General features: G+C 72.4%; 22 protein-coding genes. 10 read left to right on the plus strand and 12 right to left on the minus strand.

Translation table 11 applies throughout. The features are described from left to right. Nucleotide 1: 1 nt before the first annotated feature. A complete protein-coding gene (gene manA / locus O7601_RS11320; RefSeq protein WP_281566124.1) occupies nucleotides 2-1159 on the plus strand; it encodes a mannose-6-phosphate isomerase, class I in 1158 nt (385 codons plus the stop codon). Nucleotides 1160-1449: 290 nt separating this feature from the next. Next, complete coding sequence (gene ahcY, locus O7601_RS11325) at nucleotides 1450-2949, plus strand: adenosylhomocysteinase (protein WP_281566125.1); 1500 nt, start codon at nucleotides 1450-1452, stop codon at nucleotides 2947-2949. Between the two features lie 143 nt (nucleotides 2950-3092). Here the strand turns inward: ahcY and O7601_RS11330 are convergent, their stop codons facing one another. Both O7601_RS11330 and O7601_RS11335 read right to left on the minus strand, forming a co-directional pair. After that, nucleotides 3093-3248, minus strand: coding sequence for a hypothetical protein (locus O7601_RS11330; protein ID WP_281566126.1), 156 nt, complete (start codon nucleotides 3246-3248; stop codon nucleotides 3093-3095). Further along, entirely contained in the window at nucleotides 3245-4138 is an 894-nt protein-coding gene (locus tag O7601_RS11335) for an RDD family protein (protein ID WP_281566127.1), read from the minus strand. Before O7601_RS11335 ends, O7601_RS11330 begins: the two co-directional genes overlap by 4 nt. Before the next feature lie 41 nt (nucleotides 4139-4179). Here O7601_RS11335 and O7601_RS11340 point away from each other — a divergent pair, with 41 nt between their 5' ends. Beyond that, nucleotides 4180-5187: a stage II sporulation protein M gene (locus O7601_RS11340; protein WP_281566128.1), complete on the plus strand. Its 1008-nt coding sequence runs from the start codon at nucleotides 4180-4182 to the stop codon at nucleotides 5185-5187. 41 nt (nucleotides 5188-5228) lie between these two features. On the opposite strand, the gene O7601_RS11345 is transcribed toward O7601_RS11340, so the two are convergent. The 5 genes from O7601_RS11345 to O7601_RS11365 are packed head-to-tail and all read right to left on the minus strand — an operon-like array spanning nucleotide 5229 to nucleotide 10306. Continuing rightward, nucleotides 5229-6539: a DUF58 domain-containing protein gene (locus O7601_RS11345; RefSeq protein ID WP_281566129.1), complete on the minus strand. Its 1311-nt coding sequence runs from the start codon at nucleotides 6537-6539 to the stop codon at nucleotides 5229-5231. Then, the gene (locus tag O7601_RS11350; protein ID WP_281566130.1) at nucleotides 6536-7522 is read right to left on the minus strand and encodes a MoxR family ATPase; all 987 of its coding nucleotides are present in this window, start codon (nucleotides 7520-7522) and stop codon (nucleotides 6536-6538) included. The genes O7601_RS11345 and O7601_RS11350 overlap by 4 nt, the downstream gene beginning before the upstream one ends. Continuing rightward, a complete protein-coding gene (locus O7601_RS11355) occupies nucleotides 7519-8898 on the minus strand; it encodes a DUF4350 domain-containing protein (RefSeq protein ID WP_281566131.1) in 1380 nt (459 codons plus the stop codon). Before O7601_RS11355 ends, O7601_RS11350 begins: the two co-directional genes overlap by 4 nt. Next, complete coding sequence (locus O7601_RS11360; protein WP_281566132.1) at nucleotides 8895-9467, minus strand: DUF4129 domain-containing protein; 573 nt, start codon at nucleotides 9465-9467, stop codon at nucleotides 8895-8897. The genes O7601_RS11355 and O7601_RS11360 overlap by 4 nt, the downstream gene beginning before the upstream one ends. Continuing rightward, a complete protein-coding gene (locus O7601_RS11365) occupies nucleotides 9464-10306 on the minus strand; it encodes a hypothetical protein (protein ID WP_281566133.1) in 843 nt (280 codons plus the stop codon). Before O7601_RS11365 ends, O7601_RS11360 begins: the two co-directional genes overlap by 4 nt. Before the next feature lie 207 nt (nucleotides 10307-10513). Between O7601_RS11365 and mtrA the strand changes: the two genes are divergently transcribed. From mtrA to raiA, 5 genes are all read left to right on the plus strand, one after another. Further along, nucleotides 10514-11203, plus strand: coding sequence for an MtrAB system response regulator MtrA (gene mtrA / locus O7601_RS11370; RefSeq protein WP_093406568.1), 690 nt, complete (start codon nucleotides 10514-10516; stop codon nucleotides 11201-11203). A 13-nt stretch (nucleotides 11204-11216) separates the two neighbouring features. Next, complete coding sequence (mtrB, locus tag O7601_RS11375) at nucleotides 11217-12986, plus strand: MtrAB system histidine kinase MtrB (protein ID WP_281566134.1); 1770 nt, start codon at nucleotides 11217-11219, stop codon at nucleotides 12984-12986. Next, a complete protein-coding gene (locus O7601_RS11380) occupies nucleotides 12983-14782 on the plus strand; it encodes an LpqB family beta-propeller domain-containing protein (protein ID WP_281566135.1) in 1800 nt (599 codons plus the stop codon). The genes mtrB and O7601_RS11380 overlap by 4 nt, the downstream gene beginning before the upstream one ends. A gap of 43 nt (nucleotides 14783-14825) precedes the next feature. Next, entirely contained in the window at nucleotides 14826-15488 is a 663-nt protein-coding gene (locus O7601_RS11385; protein ID WP_281566879.1) for a phosphoribosyltransferase family protein, read from the plus strand. A 246-nt stretch (nucleotides 15489-15734) separates the two neighbouring features. Then, nucleotides 15735-16385, plus strand: a complete 651-nt coding sequence (raiA, locus tag O7601_RS11390; protein ID WP_281566136.1) for a ribosome-associated translation inhibitor RaiA — start codon at nucleotides 15735-15737, stop codon at nucleotides 16383-16385. 86 nt (nucleotides 16386-16471) lie between these two features. Here the strand turns inward: raiA and O7601_RS11395 are convergent, their stop codons facing one another. After that, nucleotides 16472-17599, minus strand: coding sequence for a GNAT family N-acetyltransferase (locus tag O7601_RS11395; RefSeq protein ID WP_281566137.1), 1128 nt, complete (start codon nucleotides 17597-17599; stop codon nucleotides 16472-16474). A 67-nt stretch (nucleotides 17600-17666) separates the two neighbouring features. Continuing rightward, nucleotides 17667-18812, minus strand: coding sequence for a GNAT family N-acetyltransferase (locus tag O7601_RS11400; protein WP_281566138.1), 1146 nt, complete (start codon nucleotides 18810-18812; stop codon nucleotides 17667-17669). Nucleotides 18813-18981: 169 nt separating this feature from the next. Here O7601_RS11400 and secA point away from each other — a divergent pair, with 169 nt between their 5' ends. Further along, nucleotides 18982-21909 carry a preprotein translocase subunit SecA gene (gene secA / locus O7601_RS11405; protein ID WP_281566139.1) on the plus strand — a complete coding sequence of 976 codons (2928 nt, stop codon included), beginning with the start codon at nucleotides 18982-18984 and terminating at the stop codon, nucleotides 21907-21909. A gap of 127 nt (nucleotides 21910-22036) precedes the next feature. Here secA and O7601_RS11410 read toward each other — a convergent pair whose 3' ends face one another. After that, a complete protein-coding gene (locus O7601_RS11410; protein WP_281566140.1) occupies nucleotides 22037-22717 on the minus strand; it encodes an Rv3235 family protein in 681 nt (226 codons plus the stop codon). A gap of 110 nt (nucleotides 22718-22827) precedes the next feature. After that, nucleotides 22828-23055: a helix-turn-helix domain-containing protein gene (locus O7601_RS11415; RefSeq protein WP_281566141.1), complete on the minus strand. Its 228-nt coding sequence runs from the start codon at nucleotides 23053-23055 to the stop codon at nucleotides 22828-22830. A 211-nt stretch (nucleotides 23056-23266) separates the two neighbouring features. Here O7601_RS11415 and O7601_RS11420 point away from each other — a divergent pair, with 211 nt between their 5' ends. Further along, nucleotides 23267-23785, plus strand: coding sequence for a hypothetical protein (locus tag O7601_RS11420; protein ID WP_281566142.1), 519 nt, complete (start codon nucleotides 23267-23269; stop codon nucleotides 23783-23785). Between the two features lie 27 nt (nucleotides 23786-23812). Here O7601_RS11420 and O7601_RS11425 read toward each other — a convergent pair whose 3' ends face one another. Beyond that, complete coding sequence (locus O7601_RS11425) at nucleotides 23813-24850, minus strand: hypothetical protein (RefSeq protein ID WP_281566143.1); 1038 nt, start codon at nucleotides 24848-24850, stop codon at nucleotides 23813-23815. Between the last annotated feature and the right edge of the window lie 99 nt (nucleotides 24851-24949).

Raw genomic sequence — 24949 nt, forward strand, 5'->3', positions numbered from 1 at the left:
GGTGGAACCGCTACACGGGCCGATCAAGGACTACGCCTGGGGATCCCGCTCGGCGATCGCCGAGCTTCAGGGGCGGCCGGCGCCGAGCGCGGCACCCGAGGCGGAGCTCTGGCTCGGTGCGCATCCGGGCGCGCCGGCCGCCGTCGAGCGCGACGGTGGGCGGGTCGCGCTCACCGACGTACTCGCCGCCGAGCCCGTCCGTTGGCTCGGCCGCCCGGTGCTCGACCGGTTCGGACCCCGGCTGCCGTTCCTGCTCAAGGTGTTGGCCGCGGCGGCTCCGCTGAGCCTTCAGGCCCATCCCGACGCCGAACAGGCGCGGGCCGGTCACGCCGCCGAGCTGGCCCGCTCCGGTGGGCACCGCAACTACGTCGACCCGTTCCACAAGCCGGAACTGCTGGTGGCGCTGGGGCCGATGGAGGCGCTGTGCGGCTTTCGGGACCCCGCAGCCTCGGCGCGGGCGCTCGCCGCGCTGGGCGTACCGCAGCTGCGGCCGGTGCTCGACGCGTTGACCGCCGGGACGGCGGGGCTGGCCGAGGCCGTACGCCGGCTGCTGGAATGGCCGACGGCGGAGCGTGCCGGCCTGGTGGCAGTGGCCCGGGCGGCGGATGGTCCGGATGCGGACCTGGTGGCGCTGTTGGCCGAGGCGTACCCGGCTGATCCCGGAGTGTTGGTGGCGTTGCTGCTGAACCGGGTGCGGCTGGCCGCCGGCGAGGCGATCTGGATGCCGGCCGGGAACCTGCACGCCTACCTGCGCGGCATCGGCGTGGAGGTGATGGCCGCCAGCGACAACGTGCTGCGGGGCGGGTTGACCCCGAAGCACGTGGACGTCGCCGAACTGCTGCGGGTGCTCCGCTTCGAGGTGCTCGACCGGCCGGTGGTCGCGCCCCGCCAGGTCGCCGACGGGGTGGTGACCTGGCCGGTGCCGGTGGACGACTTCGCGCTGCACCGGGTGACCGTCGGCGACGGGCGGCGCGAGGTGACGTTGCCGGTGCCGGGCCCCCGGGTGGTGCTCTGCACTGCCGGCCGGATCACCGTGACCGACGAGGTTGCGCCGGTGACTCTCGGCCCCGGTCGGGCCGCGGTCGGACCGGCCGCTGGCGGTTCGCTCACGGTCACCGGTGCGGGTGAGACGTACATCGCCTCCACCGGTCAGTTCTGAGTCAGGCGAGCCTCGGATGAAGCCATGCGCCGACCGACAAGTCCGACTTTTCCGGAATAGCTTGACGCCGGTCTTGCTCAGTGTGACTCTAAGGGTGCGTAGCGTTATCGCGACGATGGTCCGAGAACGCGCGGGGGAACCAAACCGGGGGGATGCACGGGGCGGACGGCGATGGACGGCACACGTCCACACCGGCCGCCCCGTGCGCTGTCCGTAACCGCCCCGACCGCGCGTCGTCAACGCGCGTAAGGTGGGAGGTTGCGCAGCACCATCGTCCGACAGGAGCTTTCATGACCAGCACCCTCCCGGCGTCCCCCGGTGGCACGTCGTCCGAGGTCCGGCCGCGTACTGTCGCCGAGGGCGACTACAAGGTGGCGGATCTGTCGCTCGCCGAGTTCGGGCGCAAGGAGATCCGCCTCGCCGAGCACGAGATGCCCGGCCTGATGGCGATCCGGCGTGAGTTCGCCGCCGCGCGGCCGCTCGCGGGAGCGCGGATCACCGGGTCGCTGCACATGACGATCCAGACCGCCGTCCTGATCGAGACCCTGGTGGCGCTCGGCGCGCAGGTCCGCTGGGCATCCTGCAACATCTTCTCCACCCAGGACCACGCCGCCGCCGCGATCGTCGTCGGCCCCGAGGGCACCGTCGACGCGCCGTCCGGTGTCCCGGTGTACGCCTGGAAGGGCGAGACCCTTGAGGAGTACTGGTGGTGCACCGAGCAGGTGCTCGACTGGCCCGACGGGAACGGCCCGAACATGATCCTGGACGACGGTGGCGACGCCACGCTGCTCGTCCACAAGGGCGCCGAGTTCGAGAAGGCCGGCGCCGTGCCGCCGGTCGAGTCCGCCGACTCCGAGGAGTACGCGGTCATCCTGGGCCTGCTGCACCGCTCGGTGGCCGCGAGCGGCCAGCGGTGGACGCGGATCGCCGCCGGCATCAAGGGCGTCACCGAGGAGACCACCACCGGTGTGCACCGGCTCTACGAGATGCACCGTGCCGGCACGCTGCTCTTCCCGGCCATCAACGTCAACGACTCGGTGACCAAGAGCAAGTTCGACAACAAGTACGGCTGCCGCCACTCGCTGATCGACGGCATCAACCGGGCCACCGACACGCTCATCGGCGGCAAGATGGCCGTGGTCATGGGCTACGGCGACGTGGGCAAGGGCTGCGCCGAGTCGCTGCGCGGCCAGGGCGCCCGGGTCGTGGTGACCGAGATCGACCCGATCTGCGCGCTCCAGGCGGCAATGGACGGCTACCAGGTCGCCACCCTGGACGACGTGGTCGAGACCGCGGACATCTTCATCACCGCGACCGGCTGCTACGACGTCATCACCAACGAGCACATGGCCCGGATGAAGCACCAGGCCATCGTCGGCAACATCGGCCACTTCGACAACGAGATCGACATGGCCGGCCTGGCGAAGCGTTCGGACGTCACCCGCGAGAACATCAAGCCGCAGGTCGACCTCTGGAAGTTCGACGACGGTCACGCGATCATCGTGCTCTCCGAGGGTCGGCTGCTGAACCTGGGCAACGCCACCGGCCACCCCAGCTTCGTCATGTCGAACTCGTTCGCCAACCAGACGATCGCCCAGATCGAGCTGTACACCAAGACCGACGAGTACCCGATCGGCGTGTACGTGCTGCCCAAGCACCTCGACGAGAAGGTCGCCCGGCTGCACCTGGACGCGCTCGGCGCCAAGTTGACCACGCTCTCCAAGGAGCAGGCCGCCTACCTCGGCGTCGCCGTGGAAGGCCCGTTCAAGCCGGACCACTACCGCTACTGAGCATCGATGTCACCTCCGGGGCCGGAGCACACCGGCCGACCCCGGAGGTGGCTGTTCCGGTCGCGGCGTGGCGGCCGGCGAGGCACCCGAGCTGGTGGGCGCGGTGCCGCGCCGCCCACCGCACGACCATCCGTGCGCGATGGTCAGCGGGAACGGCGGTGACGGGTGGGGCGGATCCAGGTCCAGACACACCAGAGCAGCCAGGCCACCGACACCAGTGCCGCCAGGGTGCGCAGCCGCAGCGCGCTGAGCAGCAGCACCACCGCGAGCACCGCAAGCCAGGGTCCGAAACCTCTCATGCCGACCGCCCAGGTTGACTTTCGGTGGGAGTTGCCCGGAACTGCGGCCACAGCGCCTCGGTGAGCGTGCGTTCACCGGCGAGGAGACGACGGGCCCGCCGATGCCGCTCGGCGGTGACGGCGGCCAGACAGGCCACCTCCGATGGCCCGGCCGGTGGTGGCGGGCTGGTCACCGTGGCGACCTGCCGCCACAGCAGTCGGGCCAGCTCGCCGCGTGCCGGCTCGCTGAATCCGTGGGCCCGAGCCAGGTACTGCCGGACGGCCAGCGCCAGCTTCGCGTCCAGCCGGCTCAGGTCCAGCGAGTACGCCCAACCGGCCAGCTCCGGCACCGTCGCCGGCACCGGCCGCCACCTCGTCGCCGGCCGGGTGTGCACCACCAGGGTGCCCGCCGCCAGGTCACCAAGACGCCGGCCACGGGCGTCGCTGAGCATCACGGTCAGCCCGACCGCCCAGGACAGCAGCGGCAGCACCAGGCCCGGCCATTCCACGGCGACCCCGACCAGCGCCCGGGTCAGCGACTGCCGGAGCCCGACGGGGGCGCCGTCGAGGCTCACCACTCGCAGCCCGACCGCCGCCTTGCCCGGCGTCCGGCCGTCGTTGAACCGCTCGCAGAGCACCGGATAGCCGACCAGCAGCAGCACGAGCCCGACGGTGAGCAGGGCGCGTTCCATCGCGGCGTCGAGCACCCCGTACGGCAGGGCGGCCAGGACCAGCCCGGTCAACGTGGCGAGTAGCAGCCCGGCCACCAGTTGCACCAGCACGTCGAGCAGGAGTGCGAGCGCCCGGGAGCCGACCCGCGCGGCCCGTACGTCCAGCTCGACGGCTTCGCCGCTGACCAGCCCGGCGTCGCCCCAACCCGGGGCGGTCCACGCTCGCGCCGCTGTGCTCACCCCGACAGTGAACACTATGATCGCGCCGTCGGAGGTGGCCGGTGGATGTCGACGCGTACGTCGCGGAGCACGGCGGGCAGTGGCGTCGGCTGAATCAGCTCTGTGATCAGCGACGGCTCGACCCGGTCGAGGTCGACGAGCTGGTCGCGCTCTATCAGCGGGCCACCACACAACTGTCGGTGCTGCGCAGCCGCTCGCCGGATCCGGCGCTGGTCAGCGAGCTTTCCCAGGTGGTGCTACGGGCGCGGGCGCGGCTCACCGGCCGGCCCCGACCCTCCTGGTCGGCCGTACGTCGATTCCTGCTGGCCGGTCTGCCGGGAGCGGTCTGGCGGGCGGCGCCGTGGTGGTGTGCGGTGGCGACCGCTTTCACACTGCTCACCTTCACCCTGATGTGGTTCGTCGCGGACAATCCAGAGACGGCGGCGGCGTTCATCGGCGACGACGAGGCCGCCAACCTGGTCGAGTCCGGCTTCGCCGGCTACTACACGGAGTTCTCCGCGCCGACGTTCGCCTTCCACCTGTGGACGCACAACGCCTGGTTGGCGGCGAAGTGTCTGGCGGCGGGGGTGCTGATCGTGCCTGTCGGTTACCTGCTCTGGCAGAACGCGATGAACATCGGCGTGGTCGGCGGGGTGATGGTCTCCTACGGCCGGGCGGATGTCTTCTTCGGCCTGATCACCCCGCACGGCCTGCTGGAGCTGACCGGGGTGTTCGTCGCCGCCGGGGTGGGCCTGCGTATCGGGTGGGCGTGGATCGCACCGCCGGAGCAGTTGACCCGGGGACAGGCGGTGGCTCGGGCGGGACGCGACGGCGTGCTGGTCGCTGTCGGCCTGGTCGCCCTCTTCGCCGTCGCAGCGCTGATCGAGGCCTTCATCACCCCCGCCCCCCTGCCGGCGCCCCTCCGCATCGCGCTAGGCGCCACCGCCTGGCTCGCCTTCCTCGCCTACGTCCTCCTCCTCGGCCCCCGCCCCGCTGCCCCCCGCACCCCCACCGACACCCCCGTCGATCATGAAGTTGTTACCCGCGACACGCCGCCCGGGTGGCAATAAGTTCATGATCAACGGGGTGGTCGGCGGGGGCGTGGGTGGGGTCAGAGCTGGGCTTGGGATTTGAGGGTCAGGTAGGTGTCGGCCAGGGCGGGGGCCAGGTGGGTGGCGGGGGCGTCCACCACTGTGACGTTGTGGCGGGTGAGCACCTGGGTGAGGCGGTCGCGTTCGGCGATGGTGCGCCAGGCGGCGGCTGCGGCGTAGGCGTCCGCCGGACGTCGCGGGGGCGCGGCGGTGAGTTGGGCGAGCACCGGATCCTGGGCCGCCGCCACCAACACCCGGTGCCGGGCGGCCAGCCGGGGCAGCACCGGCAGCAGACCCTCGCCGAGCGCGCCGGGTTCCAGGGCGGTGAGCAGCACCACCAGGCTGCGCGGGCGGTGCCGCCGGAGCAACTCGCCCGCGATCAGCCGGAAGTCGGTCTCGACAAGCGCGGGTTGCAGCGGGGCCAACGCGTGGGCCAGCCGGTTCCACTGCCCGGGCCGTTCGGCGCCACCCAGCGAGGCCCGGGTCACGGCGTCCGCCGCGAGCACGTCCACCCGATCGCCGGCCCGCGCCGCCAACGCGCTGAGCAGCAGCGCTGCCTCGATCGAGGCATCCAACCGCGGCTCGTCGCCCACCCGCACCGCCGAGGTGCGCCCGGTGTCCAGCACGCAGACCAGCCGCCGGTCCCGCTCCGGACGCCAGGTCCGGACCAGCACCTCGGCCCGCCGGGCGCTGGCTCGCCAGTCGATGGACCGGACGTCGTCGCCGGACACGTACTCCCGCAACGCGTCGAACTCGGTGCCCGGTCCGCGTCCCCGACCGACCTGTGTACCGTCGATGACGCGCAGCCGCGACAGCCGCTCCGGCAGGTGCCGGCGCGAGTCGAAGCGGGGCAGCACCCGTAGGGTCCACGGTGGCGTGCCCGGCCGGCCATCCCACTGCCGGAACGCCAGCCCGAGCGGCCCGAACGAGCGGACGGTCAGGGCCACGGCCGGTCGATCACCCCGGCGGGTGGGGGTGAGGTGATTGGGCAGCGCGAGCACCTCGCCGGAGGCGGCCCGCACCACCCGGTTCGGCGGCACCTCCGGCCGGGCCCCGGCCGAGGGCACCCAGGCGTCGCGCACCCGGGCCCGCAGCGGCCGACCGGAGGCGTTGCGTAGGTACAGGGTGACCGTGGCGGTGCCGCCGAGCCGTACGGACCGCTGACCGGTCCGTTCGGCGGTCAGCGCCCGCAGCGGCACGGCGAGCGCAAGGTCGAGCCCGACCAGCAGCAGGACCACGCCGACCATCACCGCCACCCCGACGAAGGGTGCCGGCCACAGCGGCAGGGTCGACGCCCCTGCCGCCAGCAGCGCCGCCACCCGCCAGGTCATCGCGGAGTCGGCACGGTGGCCAGCACCGTGTCCAGGATCGGATCCACCCCGACACCCTCAAGTTCGGCCTCCGGCCGCAGGCGGAGCCGGTGTCGCAGGGTCGGTCGCGCCATCGCCTTGACGTCGTCGGGAAGCACGTGATCGCGTCCGTTCAGCCACGCCCACGCCTTCGCCGTGCCGAGCAGGGCCGTCGCACCGCGCGGCGAGGCGCCCAACTCCAGCGCCGGGGTGGCGCGGGTGGCCCGGCAGAGGTCGACGACATAGCCGAGCAGCGGTTCGGCAACGTGCACGCCGCCCACCGCCGCACGCGCGGCGGCGAGGTCGGCCGCGTCCGCCACCGGGCGTACGCCGGCTGCGGTCAGATCCCGGGGATCGAAACCGGCGTGGTGGGCCCGGAGCACACCCAGTTCCTCGTCCCGACTGGGCAGCGGCACGGTGAGTTTGAGCAGGAACCGGTCGAGCTGGGCCTCCGGCAACGGATAGGTGCCCTCGTACTCCACCGGGTTCTGAGTGGCGGCGACGATGAACGGGTCGGGCAGCACGCGTTGCTCGCCCTCGACGGTGACCTGCCGTTCCTCCATCACCTCCAGCAGTGCGGACTGGGTCTTCGGTGGGGTGCGGTTGATCTCGTCGGCGAGCAGCAGGTTGGTGAAGACCGGCCCCTCCCGGAAGGTGAACGCCGCGGTCCGCGCGTCGAAGACCATCGAGCCGGTGACGTCGCCGGGCATCAGGTCGGGGGTGAACTGCACCCGCCGCGAGGTCAGGTCGAGCGCCGCGGCCACGGTACGCACCAGCAGCGTCTTCGCGACCCCCGGCACGCCTTCGAGCAGCACGTGACCACGGCAGAGCAGAGCGACGATCAGCCCGGTGACCACGCCCTCCTGACCCACGACCGCCTTGGCCACCTCGGCGCGGAGCCGGTGCAGCGCGGCCCGGGTGGGGTCGGCGGCGAGCTGGTCCACGGTTGTCGCGGGTCGGGTCACCGGATGTCTCCTTCGGATCGGGGCTTCGGCAGCCGGGGCGGGGCCGGCGGGTCGGCGACGGGCTGCCCGGGCCTCGGCCCGCCGGTACGCGTCAACCGGTCCAGGTCACCGGCCAGCTCCAGCAGGTCCCGGTCGGTTGGTGGCGCGTCGCCGTAGAGCAGGTCGTGAATGGCGTCGGGCCGGTCGCCGGTGCGGGCGGCGACGGTGGCGGCGACCGTGGCGGGCGGCGCCTCGGCGGGCAGGTGCACCCGTCGTGCCAGCCGGGTGAGCGTCGCGGTCCGGAGCACCCGGGCGGTGTTCTCGCGGGCCTGCGCCCGCTGGTAGAGCCGGCCCCGACCGAGGACCGTCTCGGCGGCGGATACGGACACCGGCAGCGGTTCCGGCGTGGGTGGGCCGAGGCGGCGGGCTCGGCCGATGGCGATCAGCAGCGCGGCCAGGCCGAGTTGCAGCAGCAGTGCCCAGAACCACGGCGGAAAGGCCGACCAGAGCGGGTTGGGCTCTGCGGAGGAGCCGCGTGAGCCGGGGCCGGACGCCTCACCGTCCGGACGGCCACCCGGTGCCGGGTCGCCGTTCTCCCCGCTGTCCAGGTCCTCCGGCGCGCCGGGGTCGTCGATGCCGTCGTCGCGTTCCGGCAGCGGTCGGGTGGGTGCGGGGCTGGGCTCGGGTGGCGGCGGTGCCGGGCCGTCCAGGTCGAGCCAGACCACCCGGCCGGAGGTGGCGAGCAGACCGGTGGCGAAGGCGAGGTTGTCCCATTCGTCGATCCGGCCGTTGCGGAACGGGTCACTGGCACCCACCACCACGCTCTCGGCGGCTCCGGGCAGGTGCGCCAGCCCGCCGGCATAGCAGAGATCGACGCTGCCGGGAGCGCCGGTCGATGCGTACCGCTGGCGGGCGACGGCGGCGGTGGCGGTGGACGCGACCCCGGCCAGCGGGCAGGACCTGTCGACGCCGTGCGGTGACACGGCCCGGGTCGCCCACCGCCGGCCCGCCGGGCGCAGCGGCAGCCCGGCGGCGGCGAGCACCCGACGGGGCGGGTCCACCAGCACCAGCCGGGTGCCTCCGGGCAACAGACCCAGGTAGCCGACGGTGCGCGGGTGCAGTAGTTCGGGTGCCGGAACGAACAGGGTGGTCGGGGCGGACCGGGTGGCCAGCAACGCCCGGACCGTGTCGGTCTCCCGTTGCACCACCACCCCGCGCTCACCCAGGCTGGCGGCGAGCCGGCTGCCACCGTGGTCGTCGGTCACCACCGGGGAGAGGAAGCCACGGTCCGTCTGGTCCGGCTGGTCGATCTCACGAGTGACAAGTGTGACGGCCATCAGCAGCACTCCGACCAGCACCGGAACGATGATCCGATGGCGTCGCCCGGGTGCGCTCACCGGTCGTCGTCCTTCGCAGACGGGGCCGCGGCGAGCAGGTCGCCCAGCTGACCGGCGTGGTCGCGCATCCGGTGATCATGCTCGGCGGTGGCCGGGCGCTGGGCGTACCACACCTCCGAGAAGATGGTGGCGGCGGCGGCCAGCGGTGGTTCGGCCGGTGGATGGTGGGCGGCGGCCTCGGTGACCACCTCGGCGACGGTCATGCCGGGCCGGACCTGCACCACACGTCGGTCGGTGAGCTGGCGCAGCATGCCGCGCAACCGCTCGCGGACCGCCTCGCCGTAGCGGCCCTCGGCGGCCAGTCGGTCGGCCACCACTTCGAAGTCGACCGGGTCGGCAGACGGCGGTGGGGCGACGGTCACCGGCACGGTCGCCGGCCCGCGTGCGGTGCCCGGGGCGCGGCGGCGTCGGCGGGGCCGGGGAAGCCGGCGGGGCAGCCAGGCGGGGAAGGTGTACCAGGCCGCTGCGGTCAGCGCCGTGGCCAGCACCAGCAGCAGCGCGGCCAGCGGCAGTGGCAGGTGATCGCCGAGGGCTGCGGTGGTCTCGGTCCACCACCGGCTGACGCTCATCCGCCGACCGCCAGCAGGTCCGTGGCGCGCGGTGCGGCGGGCGTACGGGCGAGCCGGATGTCCAGGCCCTCGCTGCGGATCCGGGTCTCCAGATGCACGACCGCGTCCAGGCAGGCCAGCGCGGCGTACGCGACCGCGTTCACGGCCGCCCAGACCAGCATCGCCACGGCCTCGGCCCAGCCCTCGGTGACCAGATCGAGTGTGGTCAGCCCGGTGAACAACCCCCAACCGAGCCCGACCCTGATGATCCACCAGACGAGGTATCCGAGTACCCGCAGCGCGGCGGCCCGTCCGGTCAGGCGCAGCGCCAGCGCGACGGAGCGGGTGATCGCGCGTACCGGTGCGACCCGGTCGACGACGAGCGCCGGTGCCACCGCGCCCAGCAGGGCGAATCCGATGAACCAGGCGGGGCCGAGCAGGGCCGCGAGCAGCATGACCGCGCCGACCGCGGGACAGAGCAGGACGGTGGCGCCCCAGCGGCCGCCGGGTCCCCACGCGTCCGTGGCGGCGGGGCGGCGGCCGACCAGCGCGCCGGCGGCGGCGTGGGCGGCGGGGTTGCCGAGCAGCAGGATGATCATCGCCTCGGTCGCCGCGCCGAGGGCGAGCAGGAACCAGAAGACGCCGAACTCGCTCAGGCCGGCCGGCCACCACAACGGCCCCGTGGCACCCACGACGGTCCGTAGGGGCAGCAGCAGGAGTTGTTCGCCCGCGGCCAGCACTGCGGCGAGGGGCAGCAGGACCGCCGCCTGGCCGCGCAGCAGCAGCACTGCGGAGTCGAGCAGTTCCCCGCTGGTGAGCGGGCGACCGGGGAGTACGACGGTCGGGCCTGTTTCGGGCACGCGTACTCCTGGAAGGCGGTGATGGTGGCGCGCTGCGGCGCACCCGGGGATCATGTTGACACGCGCGGTCGCCCGGGGTGCAGACCCGCCCCCGGGTGGCACGCGCGGGCGGTACAACCGAGCGGTGCTGGGCACGGCCCACCTGACGGCAGTAGCGTGCGGGTGACGCCGAGCCCACCGAACTGACGGGATGGAACCATTAACCCCATGAGAGCCCGGGTACTGGTGGTCGACGACGACCCCGCGCTCGCCGAGATGCTCGGCATCGTGCTGCGTAGCGAGGGCTTCATGCCCTCGTTCGTGGCGGACGGGGAACGGGCGTTGGCCGCGTTCCGCGACAATCGTCCCGATATCGTCCTGCTTGACCTGATGCTGCCCGGAATGAGTGGTATCGACGTGGCGCGGGCGATCCGGGGCGAGTCCGGAGTGCCGATCGTGATGCTTACTGCCAAGAGCGACACGGTCGACGTCGTGCTCGGTCTGGAGTCGGGTGCCGACGACTACGTGGTCAAGCCGTTCAAGCCGAAGGAACTGGTGGCCCGGATGCGGGCGCGGCTGCGTCGCGGTGAGGACGCCGCGCCGGAGCTGCTCACCATCGGCCCGCCCGGCAACCAGATCGCCATAGACGTGCCGGCGCACACCGTCAGCCGCAACGGCGAGGAGGTGAAGCTGACGCCGCTGGAGTTCGACCTGCTGGTCGCGCTCGCCCGCAAACCGCGTCAGGTCTTCACCCGGGAGGTGCTGCTCGAGCAGGTCTGGGGATACCGGCACGCGGCGGACACCCGGCTGGTCAACGTGCACGTGCAGCGGCTCCGCGCCAAGATCGAACCGGATCCGGAGCGCCCCGAAATCATCCTCACCGTTCGTGGCGTGGGCTACAAGGCGGGCACCGGATAGCCTTGGTCGCACTGTGACCACCTCCCCGACCCCCGATCTCGACCCGACCTCCCGCCGGCACGGTGCCGCGTGGGAGTTGTGGCGTGGGGTGAGTGGGCGACTGGCCCGATCACTGGCGAGGCTGCACCAGACCTGGCGCCGGTCGTTGCAGGTACGGGTGGTGACCATCACGTTGGTGACGTCCAGCCTGCTGGTCGGCGGTTTCGCCTACCTGATCGCCGACAAGATCACCAGCATTCTGCTGGACAACGCCAAGACCGACGTCCAGCTGCGGCTGCTCAATGGCGCGGAGTACGCGGCCAAGCAGTTCAGCCTCTACAGCCAGCCCCAGGAGGCCCAGCTCCAGGAGACGATCGACGGCACAGTCAACTACCTCGCCGGTGGCGACCCCCAGCAGAACAGCGGCGTGGTCGTGGCCCTCACCGCGGACAACTGGCCCGGAGTGATCGAGGCGCGTACCTCACCGTCGGCGAACGTCCGGCCCCTGATCAGCCCCGAGCTGCGCGCCGCGGTGGCCGACGGGAACGTGGCCAACCAGATCCGTACCGGCCGGCTGACCGGTGACGCCGAGACGAAGTACCTCGTCTACGGCTCTCCGGTGCCGACCCGCTTCGGCCAGGTGGAGCTCTACTACTTCGTCCCGCTGACCCTGCAGGACACCACGGCCGCGCAGGCGCGGGCCACGGTGGTGGCCACCGGAGTCGCCCTGGTGTTGCTGCTCGGCCTGCTCGCCGCCCTGGTGACCCGGCTGGTGGTGATCCCGGTACGGGTCGCCGCCCGGACCGCCCAGCGACTCTCGGCCGGCCTGCTCGACCAGCGGATGGCCGTCAACGGTGAGGACGACCTGGCGCTGCTCGCGGCCTCGTTCAACCAGATGGCCACCAACCTGCAACGACAGATCCTGCGACTGGAGGAGATGTCCCGACTGCAACGTCGGTTCACCTCCGACGTGTCGCATGAACTGCGGACCCCGCTGACCACGGTACGGATGGCCGCTGATCTGATCTTCGCCGAACGCGACGAGTTCGATCCGGCGGTGGCACGCAGCGCCGAGCTGCTCCAGGCCGAGCTGGACCGCTTCGAGGAACTGCTGACCGACCTGCTGGAGATCAGCCGGTTCGACGCGGGCTTCGCGGTGCTCGATGCCGAGCCGACCGATCTGGTGCCGGTGGTGCACCGGGTGGCCGACCGGCTGGCGGGGTTGGCCGAGCGGGTCGGGGTGGCCATCGAGCTGGACGTCCCGGCCGCGCCGGTGATCGCCGAGATCGACCCACGACGGGTCGAACGGGTGCTGCGCAACCTGGTCGGCAACGCCGTCGAGCACGGCGAGGGCCGGCCGGTGCGGATCACGCTCGGCATGGACGAGACCGCTGTCGCGCTTACCGTCCGCGACCACGGCGTCGGGCTCAAACCGGGCGAGGAGAAGCTGGTTTTCAACCGGTTCTGGCGGGCTGACCCGTCGCGGGCCCGGCAGACCGGCGGGACCGGCCTGGGGCTGTCGATCAGCCTGGAGGACGCCCGACTGCACGGCGGCTGGCTGGAGGCGTGGGGTGCGCCGGGACAGGGCGCGCAGTTCCGGCTCACCCTGCCGGCGCGCGCCGGCGACCGGCTCACCACTTCGCCGCTGCGGCTGGTGCCGGCCGACGCCACACTGCCGTTCGGTGGTGCGCCCGCCGGTGGGCTGCTGGCCATCGGGCCCGGCCCGGCCGGCGCGCTCGCCGTCGGTCCGGCCCCGGACGCGGTGCCGCCGGCCGGACAGCCGCGCGCGGAGGTGGGCTCGTGAGGCGACGGTTGCTGAGCGGGGCCCTCGGCGGCGTGCTGGTGCTGGGCGTCGCCGCCGGCTGCGGGATCCCCGACCGCAGCGAGGTGCAGATCGAGCAGCGTGGGCCGGCCGCGGAGACGAACTGGTCGCTGGGACGCGGTACCGAGCCGCCGACGCGGGAGGCCAGCGGCAGCGACGCCGAGGCGTTCGTGCGCAACTTTCTGGCCGCGGCGGCCGGCGAGCCAGACCGGGCGTACGAGCGGGTGAAGCGGTTCATCGCGACCGCAGACCGCAGCGGGCTGCCGGACAAGCAGGGCAGCGAGGTGGCGCTGTCGGTGGTGCGGCTCACCGACGACCCGGTGATCGAGCCTGACGTGGACAGCATGAAGGTCACCATCAGCGTGCAGCAGGTCGGGCTGCTACGGGCCAACGGAATGCTGGTGCCGCCGGTGGCCACCGAGCCGACGTACGAGTTCCGGCTGATCAGTGCCGGCCCGGCCGGTGAGGACGATGCCGGCTACTACGTCAGCGACCCGCCGAACGTGCTGCTGCTCAGCGACGATGCGCTGCGCCGGTACTACCAGGCGGAGGCGATCTACTTCTGGAACTCCGACCGCACCCAGCTCGTGCCCGACCAGCGGTACCTCTCCTCGGCGGTACCCCCGCAGCGGCGGGTGAGCGAGGTCGTCCGGTGGTTGACCGCCGGCCCGTCGGACTGGCTGCGGATCGGTGTCTCCGGTCTGCCCGACCGCACCGAGATGATCAACAATGCCACCGGTTCGGACGGCCGGTGGGAGGTCAACCTCGACATGCCGGGCGCTGACGAGCGCCGGCTGGAGCAGTTCGGTACCCAGTTGGCGTGGTCCCTGCGGGAGTTGCACGGCACCGTCGAGGTGAAGATCCTCAACCAGTCCCGCAAGGTGATCGACCTCGCGGAGCAGCGCAGGCTGAATCCGCTGGACCTGATCGAGGTCAACGCCCGGCGATACTGCGTCTACGAAGGGGCGATCCACTCGCTGACGGTGGCCGGCGAGGCCGCCGGCTCGGTACCGCTGGCGCCCGAGGCCAACCACGACATCGTCTCGGTCGGGCTGCGTCGCGTCGACGCGGACGTCCTGGTCGCCGTCGTGGTGGCCGGTGAGAACGGGCGGCAGCGGCTGGCCGTCGGGCGCAGCAGTGGCGTGGTGGAAACCCTCACCAGCGGCCCCAGCAGGTACGCCGAGATGAGCCGCCCGGTCTGGATCCGCAGCGACGGTGCCCGCCCGGCCGGCCTGGTGGTCGCCGACGGCCGGCTCTACCGCTTCGACGGCCAGGCGGCGACGCGGCAGGTGCAGCTCAGCCTGCCGGGCCGAGTGACCGCGGTGGCGCCCGCCCTGGACGGGCACCGGCTGGCGCTGATCGTCGACGGCACGCTGCACGTCGCCGCGATCAACTGGGAGGGCGGGGTGCCCACCGTGGGACCGGCCCGACGGCTGGTCAGCTCGCTGACCGATGCCACCGCGGTGGACTGGTCGGCGGCGAACCGCCTGCTGGTGGCCGGCTCGGCGGGCCGTCCGGCGATCTACGACGTGACCGTCGACGGCGCCCTGGAGACCCCGCTGCGGGAGGACACCGGCAGCCAGGTCGACCACCTTGCCGCGTACCCGGCCACCGCCGAGCGGTCCCCGCTGGCCGGCTCGTTCATGTACGAGGCGAACGGGGTGGCGTACCGCAGCAATCCGTTCGACCGGATCAACCGCGACCAGGTCCAGGACGTGACACCGCCCCCGGCGGGGGTACGTCCGGGCAACCCCACCGCCCCCGTCTTCCTCTACTGAGCGGGCCGTGACGGGCGGGCTCTGGGCGGACCTGGCCGACCTGGTGCTGCCCACCGACTGCGCCGGCTGCCGGGAACGCCGCCCGGGGCTGCGGCACGGGGTCTGCCCGGACTGCGTCACCGCGCTGCGGGCGCTGCGCCCCGGTCCGGTGCGCCCGGTCGCGGCCCCACCCGGTTTACCGCCCTGTCACGCCCTCGGCGGGTACGGCGGGCCGCTGCGGGAGACGCTGTTGGCGTACAAGGAACACGGCCGGCACGGTCTGGCCCGGCCACTCGGCGCGCTGCTCGCCGAGGTCGTCGCCGCGGCGGTCGGCCCGGTGGGGCCGGTGCTGCTGGTGCCGGTGCCGGACACCGCGGCGGCGGCCCGGGCCCGCTACGGGGATCACCTGGGCCGGTTGACCCGGCACTGCGCCCGTCGGTTGCGGGCGGCGGGCTGGCCGGTGCGGGTGCACAACGCGGTACGTGCCGCGCCCCGTCCGGACTCGGTGACGCTGGACAGCGCCGGCCGGGCGGCGGCGGCCACGGCGGCCTTCCGCGCCCGTTCGGGCCGGGGTCCGGCCATTGCGGGGGCGCGGGTCGTCCTGCTGGACGACATCGTCACCACCGGGGTGACCCTCGCGGCGGTCAGTCGGGTGCTGACCGTGCGCGGTTTGTCGCCGTACGGGGCGGCGGTGCTTGCCGCGACACGGAAAAGGCACCAACAGTGACCGATCGTGTTTCCGTTTCACCCCTTCGTGTATGAGGTGTGGAAATTCTCCGGGTGGTCTTGGCGACCGGGGGTGACTGGTGGGCTAACAGGAGTTAGCGTTTGGCTGTCGGGGGTAGGAAGGCCATCCCACCACCCCCGGCGGTGAGAGGAGGCGTAGCCGCATTGACCGGTCGGCGCCGAATGGGGCCGTCCCCGGGCACGACCGGAGTTCCGGATCGAAGACCGTCCGAACGAGGGAGGTCACGTGGACATCGTGGTCAAGGGCCGTAACGTCGAAGTGCCGGACCATTACCGGGTGCACGTAGCAGACAAGCTTGCGAAGATCGAACGCTACGACCACAAGCTCATTCGTGTCGATGTCGAACTGTTCCACGAGCGCAATCCGCGCCAGGCCGATCATTGCCAGCGGGTGGAGATCACCTGCTATTCCCGTGGTCCGGTGATCCGGGCCGAGGCCTGCACCAGCGACTTCTACAGCGCTCTGGACTCGGCGATCGCCAAGCTCGACTCCCGGCTGCGTCGCGCGGCCGACCGGCGTCGGGTACACCGAGGCCGCCACGCGCCGCTGTCGGTCGCCGCCGCGACCGCCGGCCTGCCGGTGACCGACCTCCCCGCGCTGTCCGCCCCCGCGGAGACCAGCAGCGCCGCCGTGGAGACCAGCACCGCCACCGCGCTGGCCGAACGGCCCGAGGAGGAGTACGCCGACGATCAGCCGTGGCACATCGCCCGGGAGAAGGTGCACCCCGCCGAGCCGATGACCATCGACGACGCCCTGTTCCAGATGGAACTGGTGGGCCACGACTTCTATCTCTTCCAGGACAAGGAATCCGGCCGCCCGAGCGTGGTCTACCGGCGGCACGCGTACGACTACGGCATCATCTCGCTGGACATCTGACCGTGACGGCGGCCCGGGTCGGTACCCACCCGACCCGGGCCGCCGTCGCGGCACCGCTCCTGGGCCGCCGTCGCCACCGGCCGTCGTCAGGCCATCGGATCCGTCGGTAGCAGACCGTAGATCGTCGAGTCGGCCCGGCTGCCGGCCGCGCCGGGCAGCCGGCCGCGCAGCAGCCCCTCCCGCCGGAAGCCGGCCTTCTCCAGCACCCGCTGGGAGGCGGCGTTCTCCGGCAGGGTGCCGGCCCACAACCGGGACAGGCCGACGTGGTCGAACCCCCACCGGGTGAGCAGTCGTACGGCCCGGGTGGCGTAGCCGCGTCCGCGCCACCGGGGCAGCAGGCTGTAGCCGAGCATCGCCTGGTCGCTGGCGGGCTGGTCGGGGAGGAGCATGCAGCTGCCGGCGAACTCCCCGGAGACGGCGTCCAGGATGGTCATGGCCGCGGCGGTGCCGACCAGCCATTGATTCTCCGCACCCTGGCAGCGTCGCTCGATCTCGTTCCCGGCCGGCGCGCCCGGGGGCACCCGGCTGGCCACCACCTCCGGATCGCTGTGCAGGCGGTACGCCTGCTCGGTGTCGTCCGGTCCGAGCCGACGCAGCACGACCACCCCGTCGGCGAGTCGGCCGTCGGGCAGGTCCGGCAGCGGACGCGGCGACGGACCGGGCGGGTCGTCGGCAAGCCGTACCCACACCGTCAGGTCCCGCCGGTCCCCGCCCCGAACCGGCGTGGCGGACCGGCGTACCCCTTCGGGCCGGAAGCCGGCGGCCAGCGCGACCCGCTGGCTGGCCGTGTTCTCCACCCGGGTGAGCAGCTCCAACCGGGCGGTGCCGCTGGCGAAGGCGTGCCCGGACAGGGCGCGGGTGGCGGCGGTGGCCACCCCTCGGCCCCGCGCCCACGGTGCCACCCAGTAGCCGATCTCCGCCTGCCCCCGCTGCGGCACCGGATGGCTCAGGCCCACGGTGCCGAGCAGCCGGTCGGTCGCCGGGTCGGCCACGGCGTACGCGGCACCACCGCTGGCGAAGGCGGCCGACGCGCCCTGGGTGACCCACCGGCGCGCGTCGGCCAAGGTGTACGGGTCGGGCAGGCCGTCGAGGAAACGCCGGGTGAGCGGATCGGCGCAGCCGGCCGCGACGTCCTCGACGTCGTCGAGGCGGAACGGCCGTAGGAGCACCCCGTGCGCCTCGATCCGCTGCCCGCTGCCCAGAGGTTCGCTCATGACGACCCTTCGCGACGCTGCGGGCCGTCATGAGCGTCCAAGGCGCTGCTTCGATGACTCGCTTCGCTCATGACAGGTCCTCGGCGAGCAGCGCACCGACCCAGGCGTCGACCCGGGTGCCGCGGTGGTTCAGGGCCCGGCGGGCGGTGCCCTCCATCGCGAAACCGGCCTTCTCGGCGGCCCGCCGGGAGGCGACGTTGCCGATGTTGGCCCGCCATTCGATCCGGGCCAGCCCCAGGGTGGTGAAGCCCCAGGTGCAGAGGGCCGCCAACGCCGCCGGCTGGTAGCCCCGCCCTCGGGCGTGCGGCGCGGTCATGAAGCCCACATCGGCCAGGAGCGGGTCGGTGGCCGACAGCCGGAGGTCGATGGAGCCGGCGTACCGGTCCGTGGCATCGGTGAAGACGAAGTTGGCGCTGGTGCCGGCGGCCCAGGTGGCTCGCACGAACCGCAGGAAATCCTCGGCGTCCGCGCGCGTGTAGCTCTCCGGCACGGTCGTCCAGCGCAGCGTCTCCGGGTCCCGGCAGGTGGTGACGATCGCGTCGAGGTCGCGTTCGTCCATGGGGCGCAGGCTCAGCTCGCGCGTGCCGGTGGTGGCGAACAGGGTCGGTTGCGGCCGGCCGAAGACGACCGCGCGTCGGGCGTCCAGGGTGCCCGCACCGGCCGGGCCGACCTCGCCGGGTGTCGGTACGTCACCGGGCAGCAACGTGCCGAACCACTCGTGCGCGCTGCCGGCCGGGTCGGCGGCCCGCAGCCGCCCCTCGATCCGGATACCGGAGCGCAGGGCGACCAGTCGGGAGGCGTGGTTGCCCACCTCGGCCCCCCAGAGCAGCCGGCGCAGCTTCAGTTCGTCGAAGGACCACCGGGCAACGGCCCGGACGGCGCGGACCGCGACCCGCTGGCCCCGCGCCCACGGTGCGGTCCAGTATCCGATCTCGCTGAGTTCGTGGTCGCGGTCGATGGTGTTGAGCCCGCAGGCACCGAGTACCTCGCCGCTGGCGGCGTCGCAGACCGCGAAGCCCGCGCTGGTGCCGAGTTCCCACTGACGGGCGCGGTCCGCGACGAAGCTCTGCGCGTGTTCGTGCCGGTACGGGCGAGGTACGGTGGTCCAGCGCTGGATATCCGGATCCTGGCAGGCGCGGTAGACGGCGTCGGCGTCGGTCGCTCGCCACGGCCGCAGCAGCAGACCGTCCTCGGTGATCTCCACGGGCTCCACCGGGCCATCGTGCCGGATCGTTCGCGCACGGCGTAACCGGATAACCGGGACGCGGACGGGAGCGGGGAGTGTTATGTCGGTTTCGCGGCGGCCGACCACCGCCACCAGTGACCATCGGCCGGATGGAACGCCTACGATGGTTCGAGACTGTCTAGGGGAGCGTTGATCCGTGTCGATTCTGGAAAAGGTCCTCCGTGCGGGCGAGGGGCGCATGGTGCGCCGCCTCAAGGCGATCGCCGCCGCCGTCAACTCGATCGAGGACGACTACGTCAACCTCACCGATGATGAGCTGCGCGACATGACCGAGCAGTTCAGGGAGCGTCTCGCCGACGGCGAGACCCTGGACGACCTGCTGCCCGAGGCGTTCGCGGTCTGCCGGGAAGCGGCGGCCCGGGTGCTCGGCCAGCGGCCGTACGACGTGCAGGTGATGGGCGGCGCGGCGTTGCACTTCGGCAACATCGCCGAGATGAAGACCGGTGAGGGCAAGACCCTGACCTCGGTGATGCCGGTCTATCTCAACGCCTTGTCCGGCAAGGGCGTGCACGTGGTCACGGTCAACGACTACCTGGCCCAGCGGGACGCCGCCTGGATGGGGCGGGTGCACGAGTTCCTCGGTCTGACCGTCGGTGTGGTGCTGCCCAACCGGCCGGCGACCGAGCACCGCGCGGCGTACGAGTGCGACATCACCTACGGCACGAACAACGAGTTCGGTTTCGACTACCTGCGCGACAACATGGCCTGGTCGAAGGACGAGCTGGTCCAGCGCGGCCACAACTTCGCCGTGGTCGACGAGGTCGACTCCATCCTGATCGACGAGGCCCGGACCCCGCTGATCATCTCCGGCCCGGCCGAGCACTCCGCCCGCTGGTACGGCGAGTTCGCCGCCGTGGTGGCCCGTCTCCAGTCGGGCAAGGACGGCGCGGGTGACTACGAGGTCGACTACTCCAAGCGGACCATCGCGGTCACCGAGCGCGGCGTGGCGAAGGTCGAGGACCGGCTCGGCATCGACAACCTCTACGAGTCGGTCAACACTCCGCTGGTCGGCTACCTGAACAACGCGATCAAGGCCAAGGAGCTGTACAAGCGCGACAAGGACTACATCGTCAGCGACGGCGAGGTCCTGATCGTCGACGAGTTCACCGGCCGCATCCTGCACGGTCGCCGCTACAACGAGGGCATGCACCAGGCGATCGAGGCCAAGGAGGGGGTGGAGGTCAAGCAGGAGAACCAGACCCTGGCCACCATCACCCTGCAGAACTACTTCCGCCTCTACGACAAGCTCGCCGGCATGACCGGTACGGCCCAGACCGAGGCGGGCGAGTTCAACAAGGTCTACAAGGTCGGCGTGGTGACCATCCCGACCCACCGGCCGATGATCCGCGAGGACCGGGCCGACGTCATCTACAAGACCGAGCAGGCCAAGTTCAACGCGGTGATCGAGGACATCGCCGAGCGGCACCAGGCAGGTCAGCCAGTGCTCGTCGGAACGGTCTCGGTGGAGAATTCCGAGATCCTGTCCCGGCTGCTGACCCGCCGGGGCATCCCGCACTCGGTGCTGAACGCGAAGTTCCACGCCCGGGAGGCGGAGATCGTCGCCCAGGCCGGTCGCAAGGGCGCGGTCACGGTGGCCACCAACATGGCCGGCCGGGGCACCGACATCCTGCTCGGCGGCAACCCCGAGTTCCTCGCGGCCAACGAGCTGCGCCAGCGTGGGCTCGACCCGCTGGAGAACGCCGAGGAGTACGACAAGGCCCTCGAAGAGGTCCTGCCGCAGTGGAAGCAGGCGTGCGACGCGGAGGCCGAGGAGGTTGCCGCCGCCGGTGGGCTCTACGTGCTGGGCACCGAGCGGCACGAGTCCCGGCGGATCGACAACCAGCTGCGTGGTCGGTCCGGCCGGCAGGGCGACCCGGGCGAGTCGCGGTTCTACCTGTCGCTACAGGACGAGCTGATGAAGCGGTTCCGCTCCGGTGCGGTGGAGGCGGTCATGGACCGCTTCAACATCCCAGAGGACGTGCCCATCGAGTCGAAGATGGTCACCCGCCAGATCAAGAGCGCCCAGGCTCAGATCGAGGGGCAGAACGCCGAGATCCGCAAGAACGTCCTCAAGTACGACGAGGTCATGAACAAGCAGCGCCAGGTGATCTACGCCGAGCGGCTGCGCGTGCTCAACGGCGAGGATCTCTCCGACCAGGTACGCAACATGATCGACGACACCATCGAGGCGTACGTGCGGGGGGCCACCTCGGACGGCTACGCCGAAGATTGGGATCTTGAGCAGTTGTGGTCCAGCCTCAAGCAGCTCTACCCGGTGGGCGTCACCATCGAGGGGCTGGAGGAGGAGGCCGGCGGGTCCCGGGCCAGCATCGACGCCGACTTCCTGCTCGCCCGGCTGAAGGAGGACGCGAACGCCGCGTACGACCGGCGTGAGGAGCAGCTCGGCGCCGAGGGCACCCGGCAGCTGGAACGGATGGTGCTGCTCCAGGTCATCGACCGCAAGTGGCGTGAGCACCTCTACGAGATGGACTACCTCCAGGAGGGCATCTCGCTGCGGGCGTACGCCCAGCGCGACCCCGTGGTGGAGTACCAGCGCGAGGGCTTCGACATGTTCGCCACCATGATGGACGGCATCAAGGAGGAGACGGTCGGCTTCCTCTACAACCTTGAGGTGCAGGTCAACGAGCCGGAGCCGGAGGCCGAGGAGGTCCAGCTGCTGGACAAGCCGGTGGAGATCCGGGCCAAGGGCCTGGGTCGTGCGCCGCAGCAGCAGGGGCTTCAGTACTCCGCGCCGACCATCGACGGTGAGGCCGGCGCGGGTGGTGTCGCCGTGCAGCGTGAGGAGCAGCGGGCTCCCGCACTCGGCATCGGCCGTCCGGACCAGGCCGCCCCGGCGGCACCGGGGCGCACGGCGCCGACCGCGCCGCAGCGTCCGGCCGGCGGCCTGCGCGGTCCGGCGGTCCCGGTCGGCAACTCCCGCCAGCCCGCACCGGGGCAGGCGACCGCCAGCAACGGACCGTCCCGCAATGCGCCGTGCCCCTGCGGCTCGGGTCGCAAGTACAAGCGCTGCCACGGTGCGCCCGGCGGCACCTCGGCCGGCTGATCCCGCCGACTTCGCAAGATCGCGCCCGATCCCGGGCGAGTGGCCGCGCACCGCGAAGCCCTCGCCCGGGATCCGGGCGCGATCTCGTGCGGGCTGCCGTCCGGGGCGGTCAGGCCGCAGCGGTCGGTCAGAGGACGCGCAGGTCGGTGCAGAGCCAGTTGCCGCGCCGCTGCTCCAGGCGCAGCGCCATCGCCCAGCTACGACCACCGGCGCCGGTGAGTACGGCAGCGGCCTCGATGGCGCTGGTGCGAGGTTCGCAGACACGCAGGCGACGCAGCCGTACCCCGGGTCGCGCCGAGCGCCGTCGGGCCGGTGTCCCGTACGCGGTGGCGCGGGCCAGCTCGGGCAGCAGCACGGCGACCCGAGCCGGGTCGAGCTGACGTCGTAGCTGCACCGGGGGCCGGAAGCCGTTGAACACCTCCAGGCAGGTGGCGACGAAGCGGTGGGCGACCCGGGTGGCCGCCGGGGTGGCTGTGGTCAGGGCCCCGGCCGGCAGATGCCGGGCCGGCGCGTGGCCGGGCCCCGGCGGCCCGGATCCGGTGGGCCGGCCGGGCTCACCCGACCACGGCACTCCCGGCGCGACCGGCCGGCCGCCGGAGCGCGAGGCCGCCCCCGGCAGTGGCGGCCGGGCCGGGCCACGGCTACCGGGCCACTGCCGGGCGGCGGCGAAGAGGTCGAGGGCGAGTTGCCCATCCGCCGGTCTGGGCCAACCGGTGGTGTCCTCGTCGACGGAGGGCGGCTCGAAGGCGGGCGCTGGCCGCAGCCGCACGGGTGGGCGTGCCGGCCCGGGCCGCCGGAGGTCGGTCATGGCGCTGCCCCCTGCCATCAAAGCTTGCGTTTGCCTTCGTTTGCTTTCGACAGGCTTGATTGTCGGGCATCAGAGAGTTGGCGGTCAATGCCATGTCCGGGGTGCTACCGCTAGTCGGAGTCGCGCTCCGCCAACGGGTTACCGCGTACCCACTCGGCGGTTTCGGCGTACTTGCGCTCGATGTACTCCTCCAGGCGGGCGCGCTCCACCCGCCACTGCCCCCGGCCGCCGATCTTGATCGCGGGCAGCTCTCCGCTGCGTACCATGTGGTAGACCTGCGAATCCGACACGTTCAGCTCGGTGGCCACGTCGGACAGGAGCAGGAACCTCGGTTCCACCGAAACTCCCCGGGTTGACGTCGTTCGCCTCAGTTTGCCACCGGTCATCCCCTCCCGACCAATCCGCTCGTCGACCGACGGGGACACACCGGCCGTCGCCGGAACTTCCACCAGAGCGATACGGGGTGTATGACGGTCAGGGCGGACGGGCAGGGCCGTACGCCCGGCCTGGCGCGTCGTCGCCGGGCGGAGCAGAGCGGGGGAGACCACGGTGACCGACGAGCTTGTCCGGGTCTACGTGCCGGCGACCGTGCCGATGCTGGCAGGGCTGCCGGAGCAGGGGCTCGCCGCGACGCAGGCGCACGCGGTGACCCCGACGCTACGCGAGTGGTATGCGGAAGGCGATGAGGAGGAGTTGGAGTACGTAGCCTTCACCCGCGCCGCCCAGGACGCCCTGCAACTGATCCGGCACGATCCGGCCGCACCCCGTCGACGCGTGGTCGTCTCGGCGGACCTGCCCGCGACGGCGATCGGCCGGGGCGACGGGGAACTCGGCTCCAGCGTGGTCGAGCTGCGGGCCCCGGTGCCGGTCGCAGCCGTCGCGGCCGTGCACGTGGACGGGGCGGACGCCGCCACCGACGTCGCCGCCGCCGTCCAGGTGGTACTGGAGGCATTGGCCGGAGACCCCGATGCCCAGTTCACCGTCGACGGTGCCGAGGACCATGAGCTGGAGTGGTACGACCCCAGCGAACTGGAGTCGCTGCTGCGTGCCACCGCCACGGAAAGCTGACCGCCGTCCGGGTCGGCCGACCGCCGGCTACGCCTCGTCGTCGGTCGGCGAGCCGAGCGTACGGCCGAAGCTGACCACGGCGGTCAGCGCGCCGACGAACAGCACCCAGATGGCGTTGTCCACCCGTGAGGTGCCGAGTGAGGTCTGCGCGACGGCGTCCGCCTCGCTGAGCGCGGCGGCCAGGTCGATCAGCGACCGTCCACCGATCCGGATGATCACTTCGCTGAGCAAGAGCAGGAGTCCCGGTCCCGCGCCCGCCACCAGGTACGCCGGCCAGCGCGGTCCCGCCGCGCCGCCGTCGCGTACGACTCGTCGCCGTGCCCAAATGAGGTAGCCGAAGGCCAAACCACCGGCGATGAGCCCAGCCAGCAGGGACTCGGTCCGGGAGACCCAGCTGGCCGCGTTGACCAGCGACTGCTGGTTGTCACCGGCACCGAAGAGGTTGAACAGCGGATCCCGGGCCACGCTGAAGGCCACCACGAAGATCAGGGTGCCCAGCGCGGCGGCGGCCACGGCACCCACCACGGCACCGTTGCGGGCCCCGGCGAGCGCGCCGCCGATGACGGCCGCGGCGGCCGTGGTGCCGGCGATCGTGCGGGTGGTGACGTCACCCGCGTAGCTGAGATCGATCGCGAGCGCGGCGAGCAGCCCGACGAGCAGGCCCGCGCCGATCGCCACCGCGAAGCGCAGAGTCACCCGGTCGGTCCGGCGGGCAACCGGCTCCCCGGCCGCCAACCCGACGGCGGCACCGGCCACCAGCGCGGCCGAGATCACGCCGGGCAGCGCGAAGGCGGAGAGACTCACCGCGGTGACCCCGGCCGTCGCCGAACTGATCGCCTCCCGGGTCGACCAGAGCATCGCGGCCAGCCAACCGGTCGCCAGCAGCGCCAGCGCCGTCGTTGCCGGTGCGGGTGCCGGGCGACCGGCATCGAGGTGGTTGCCGACAGCTCCGGTCTGGTCGTCCGCGTCGAGGCCGGTGGCCTCGGACTGGTCGTCCGTGCCCGGGTCGACGGTGGCGGACTGGTCGGGCTGCGCGGCGGTCGGCCCACCGGGCTCGTTGCTCATGGTCTCCCTCTCGCCGCCGGGCCCGACCGGGCCGGAACGTCACGGCAACCCAGCGTACGCGGCCGGAACAGGGGTGCGCCTGAAGCCCGCACGGCCTGC

It is taken from the genome of Verrucosispora sp. WMMD573 (genome assembly GCF_027497175.1).
Lineage (GTDB): Bacteria > Actinomycetota > Actinomycetes > Mycobacteriales > Micromonosporaceae > Micromonospora.

Coding starts and splice junctions, on each gene's coding strand:
- ahcY (WP_281566125.1), top strand. CDS start 1,450: ATGACCAGCACCCTCCCGGCGTCCCCCGGTGGCACGTCGTCCGAGGTC.
- O7601_RS11330 (WP_281566126.1), bottom strand. CDS start 3,248: ATGAGAGGTTTCGGACCCTGGCTTGCGGTGCTCGCGGTGGTGCTGCTG.
- O7601_RS11345 (WP_281566129.1), bottom strand. CDS start 6,539: ATGACCTGGCGGGTGGCGGCGCTGCTGGCGGCAGGGGCGTCGACCCTG.
- O7601_RS11360 (WP_281566132.1), bottom strand. CDS start 9,467: ATGAGCGTCAGCCGGTGGTGGACCGAGACCACCGCAGCCCTCGGCGAT.
- mtrA (WP_093406568.1), top strand. CDS start 10,514: ATGAGAGCCCGGGTACTGGTGGTCGACGACGACCCCGCGCTCGCCGAG.
- O7601_RS11395 (WP_281566137.1), bottom strand. CDS start 17,599: ATGAGCGAACCTCTGGGCAGCGGGCAGCGGATCGAGGCGCACGGGGTG.
- O7601_RS11410 (WP_281566140.1), bottom strand. CDS start 22,717: ATGACCGACCTCCGGCGGCCCGGGCCGGCACGCCCACCCGTGCGGCTG.
- O7601_RS11425 (WP_281566143.1), bottom strand. CDS start 24,850: ATGAGCAACGAGCCCGGTGGGCCGACCGCCGCGCAGCCCGACCAGTCC.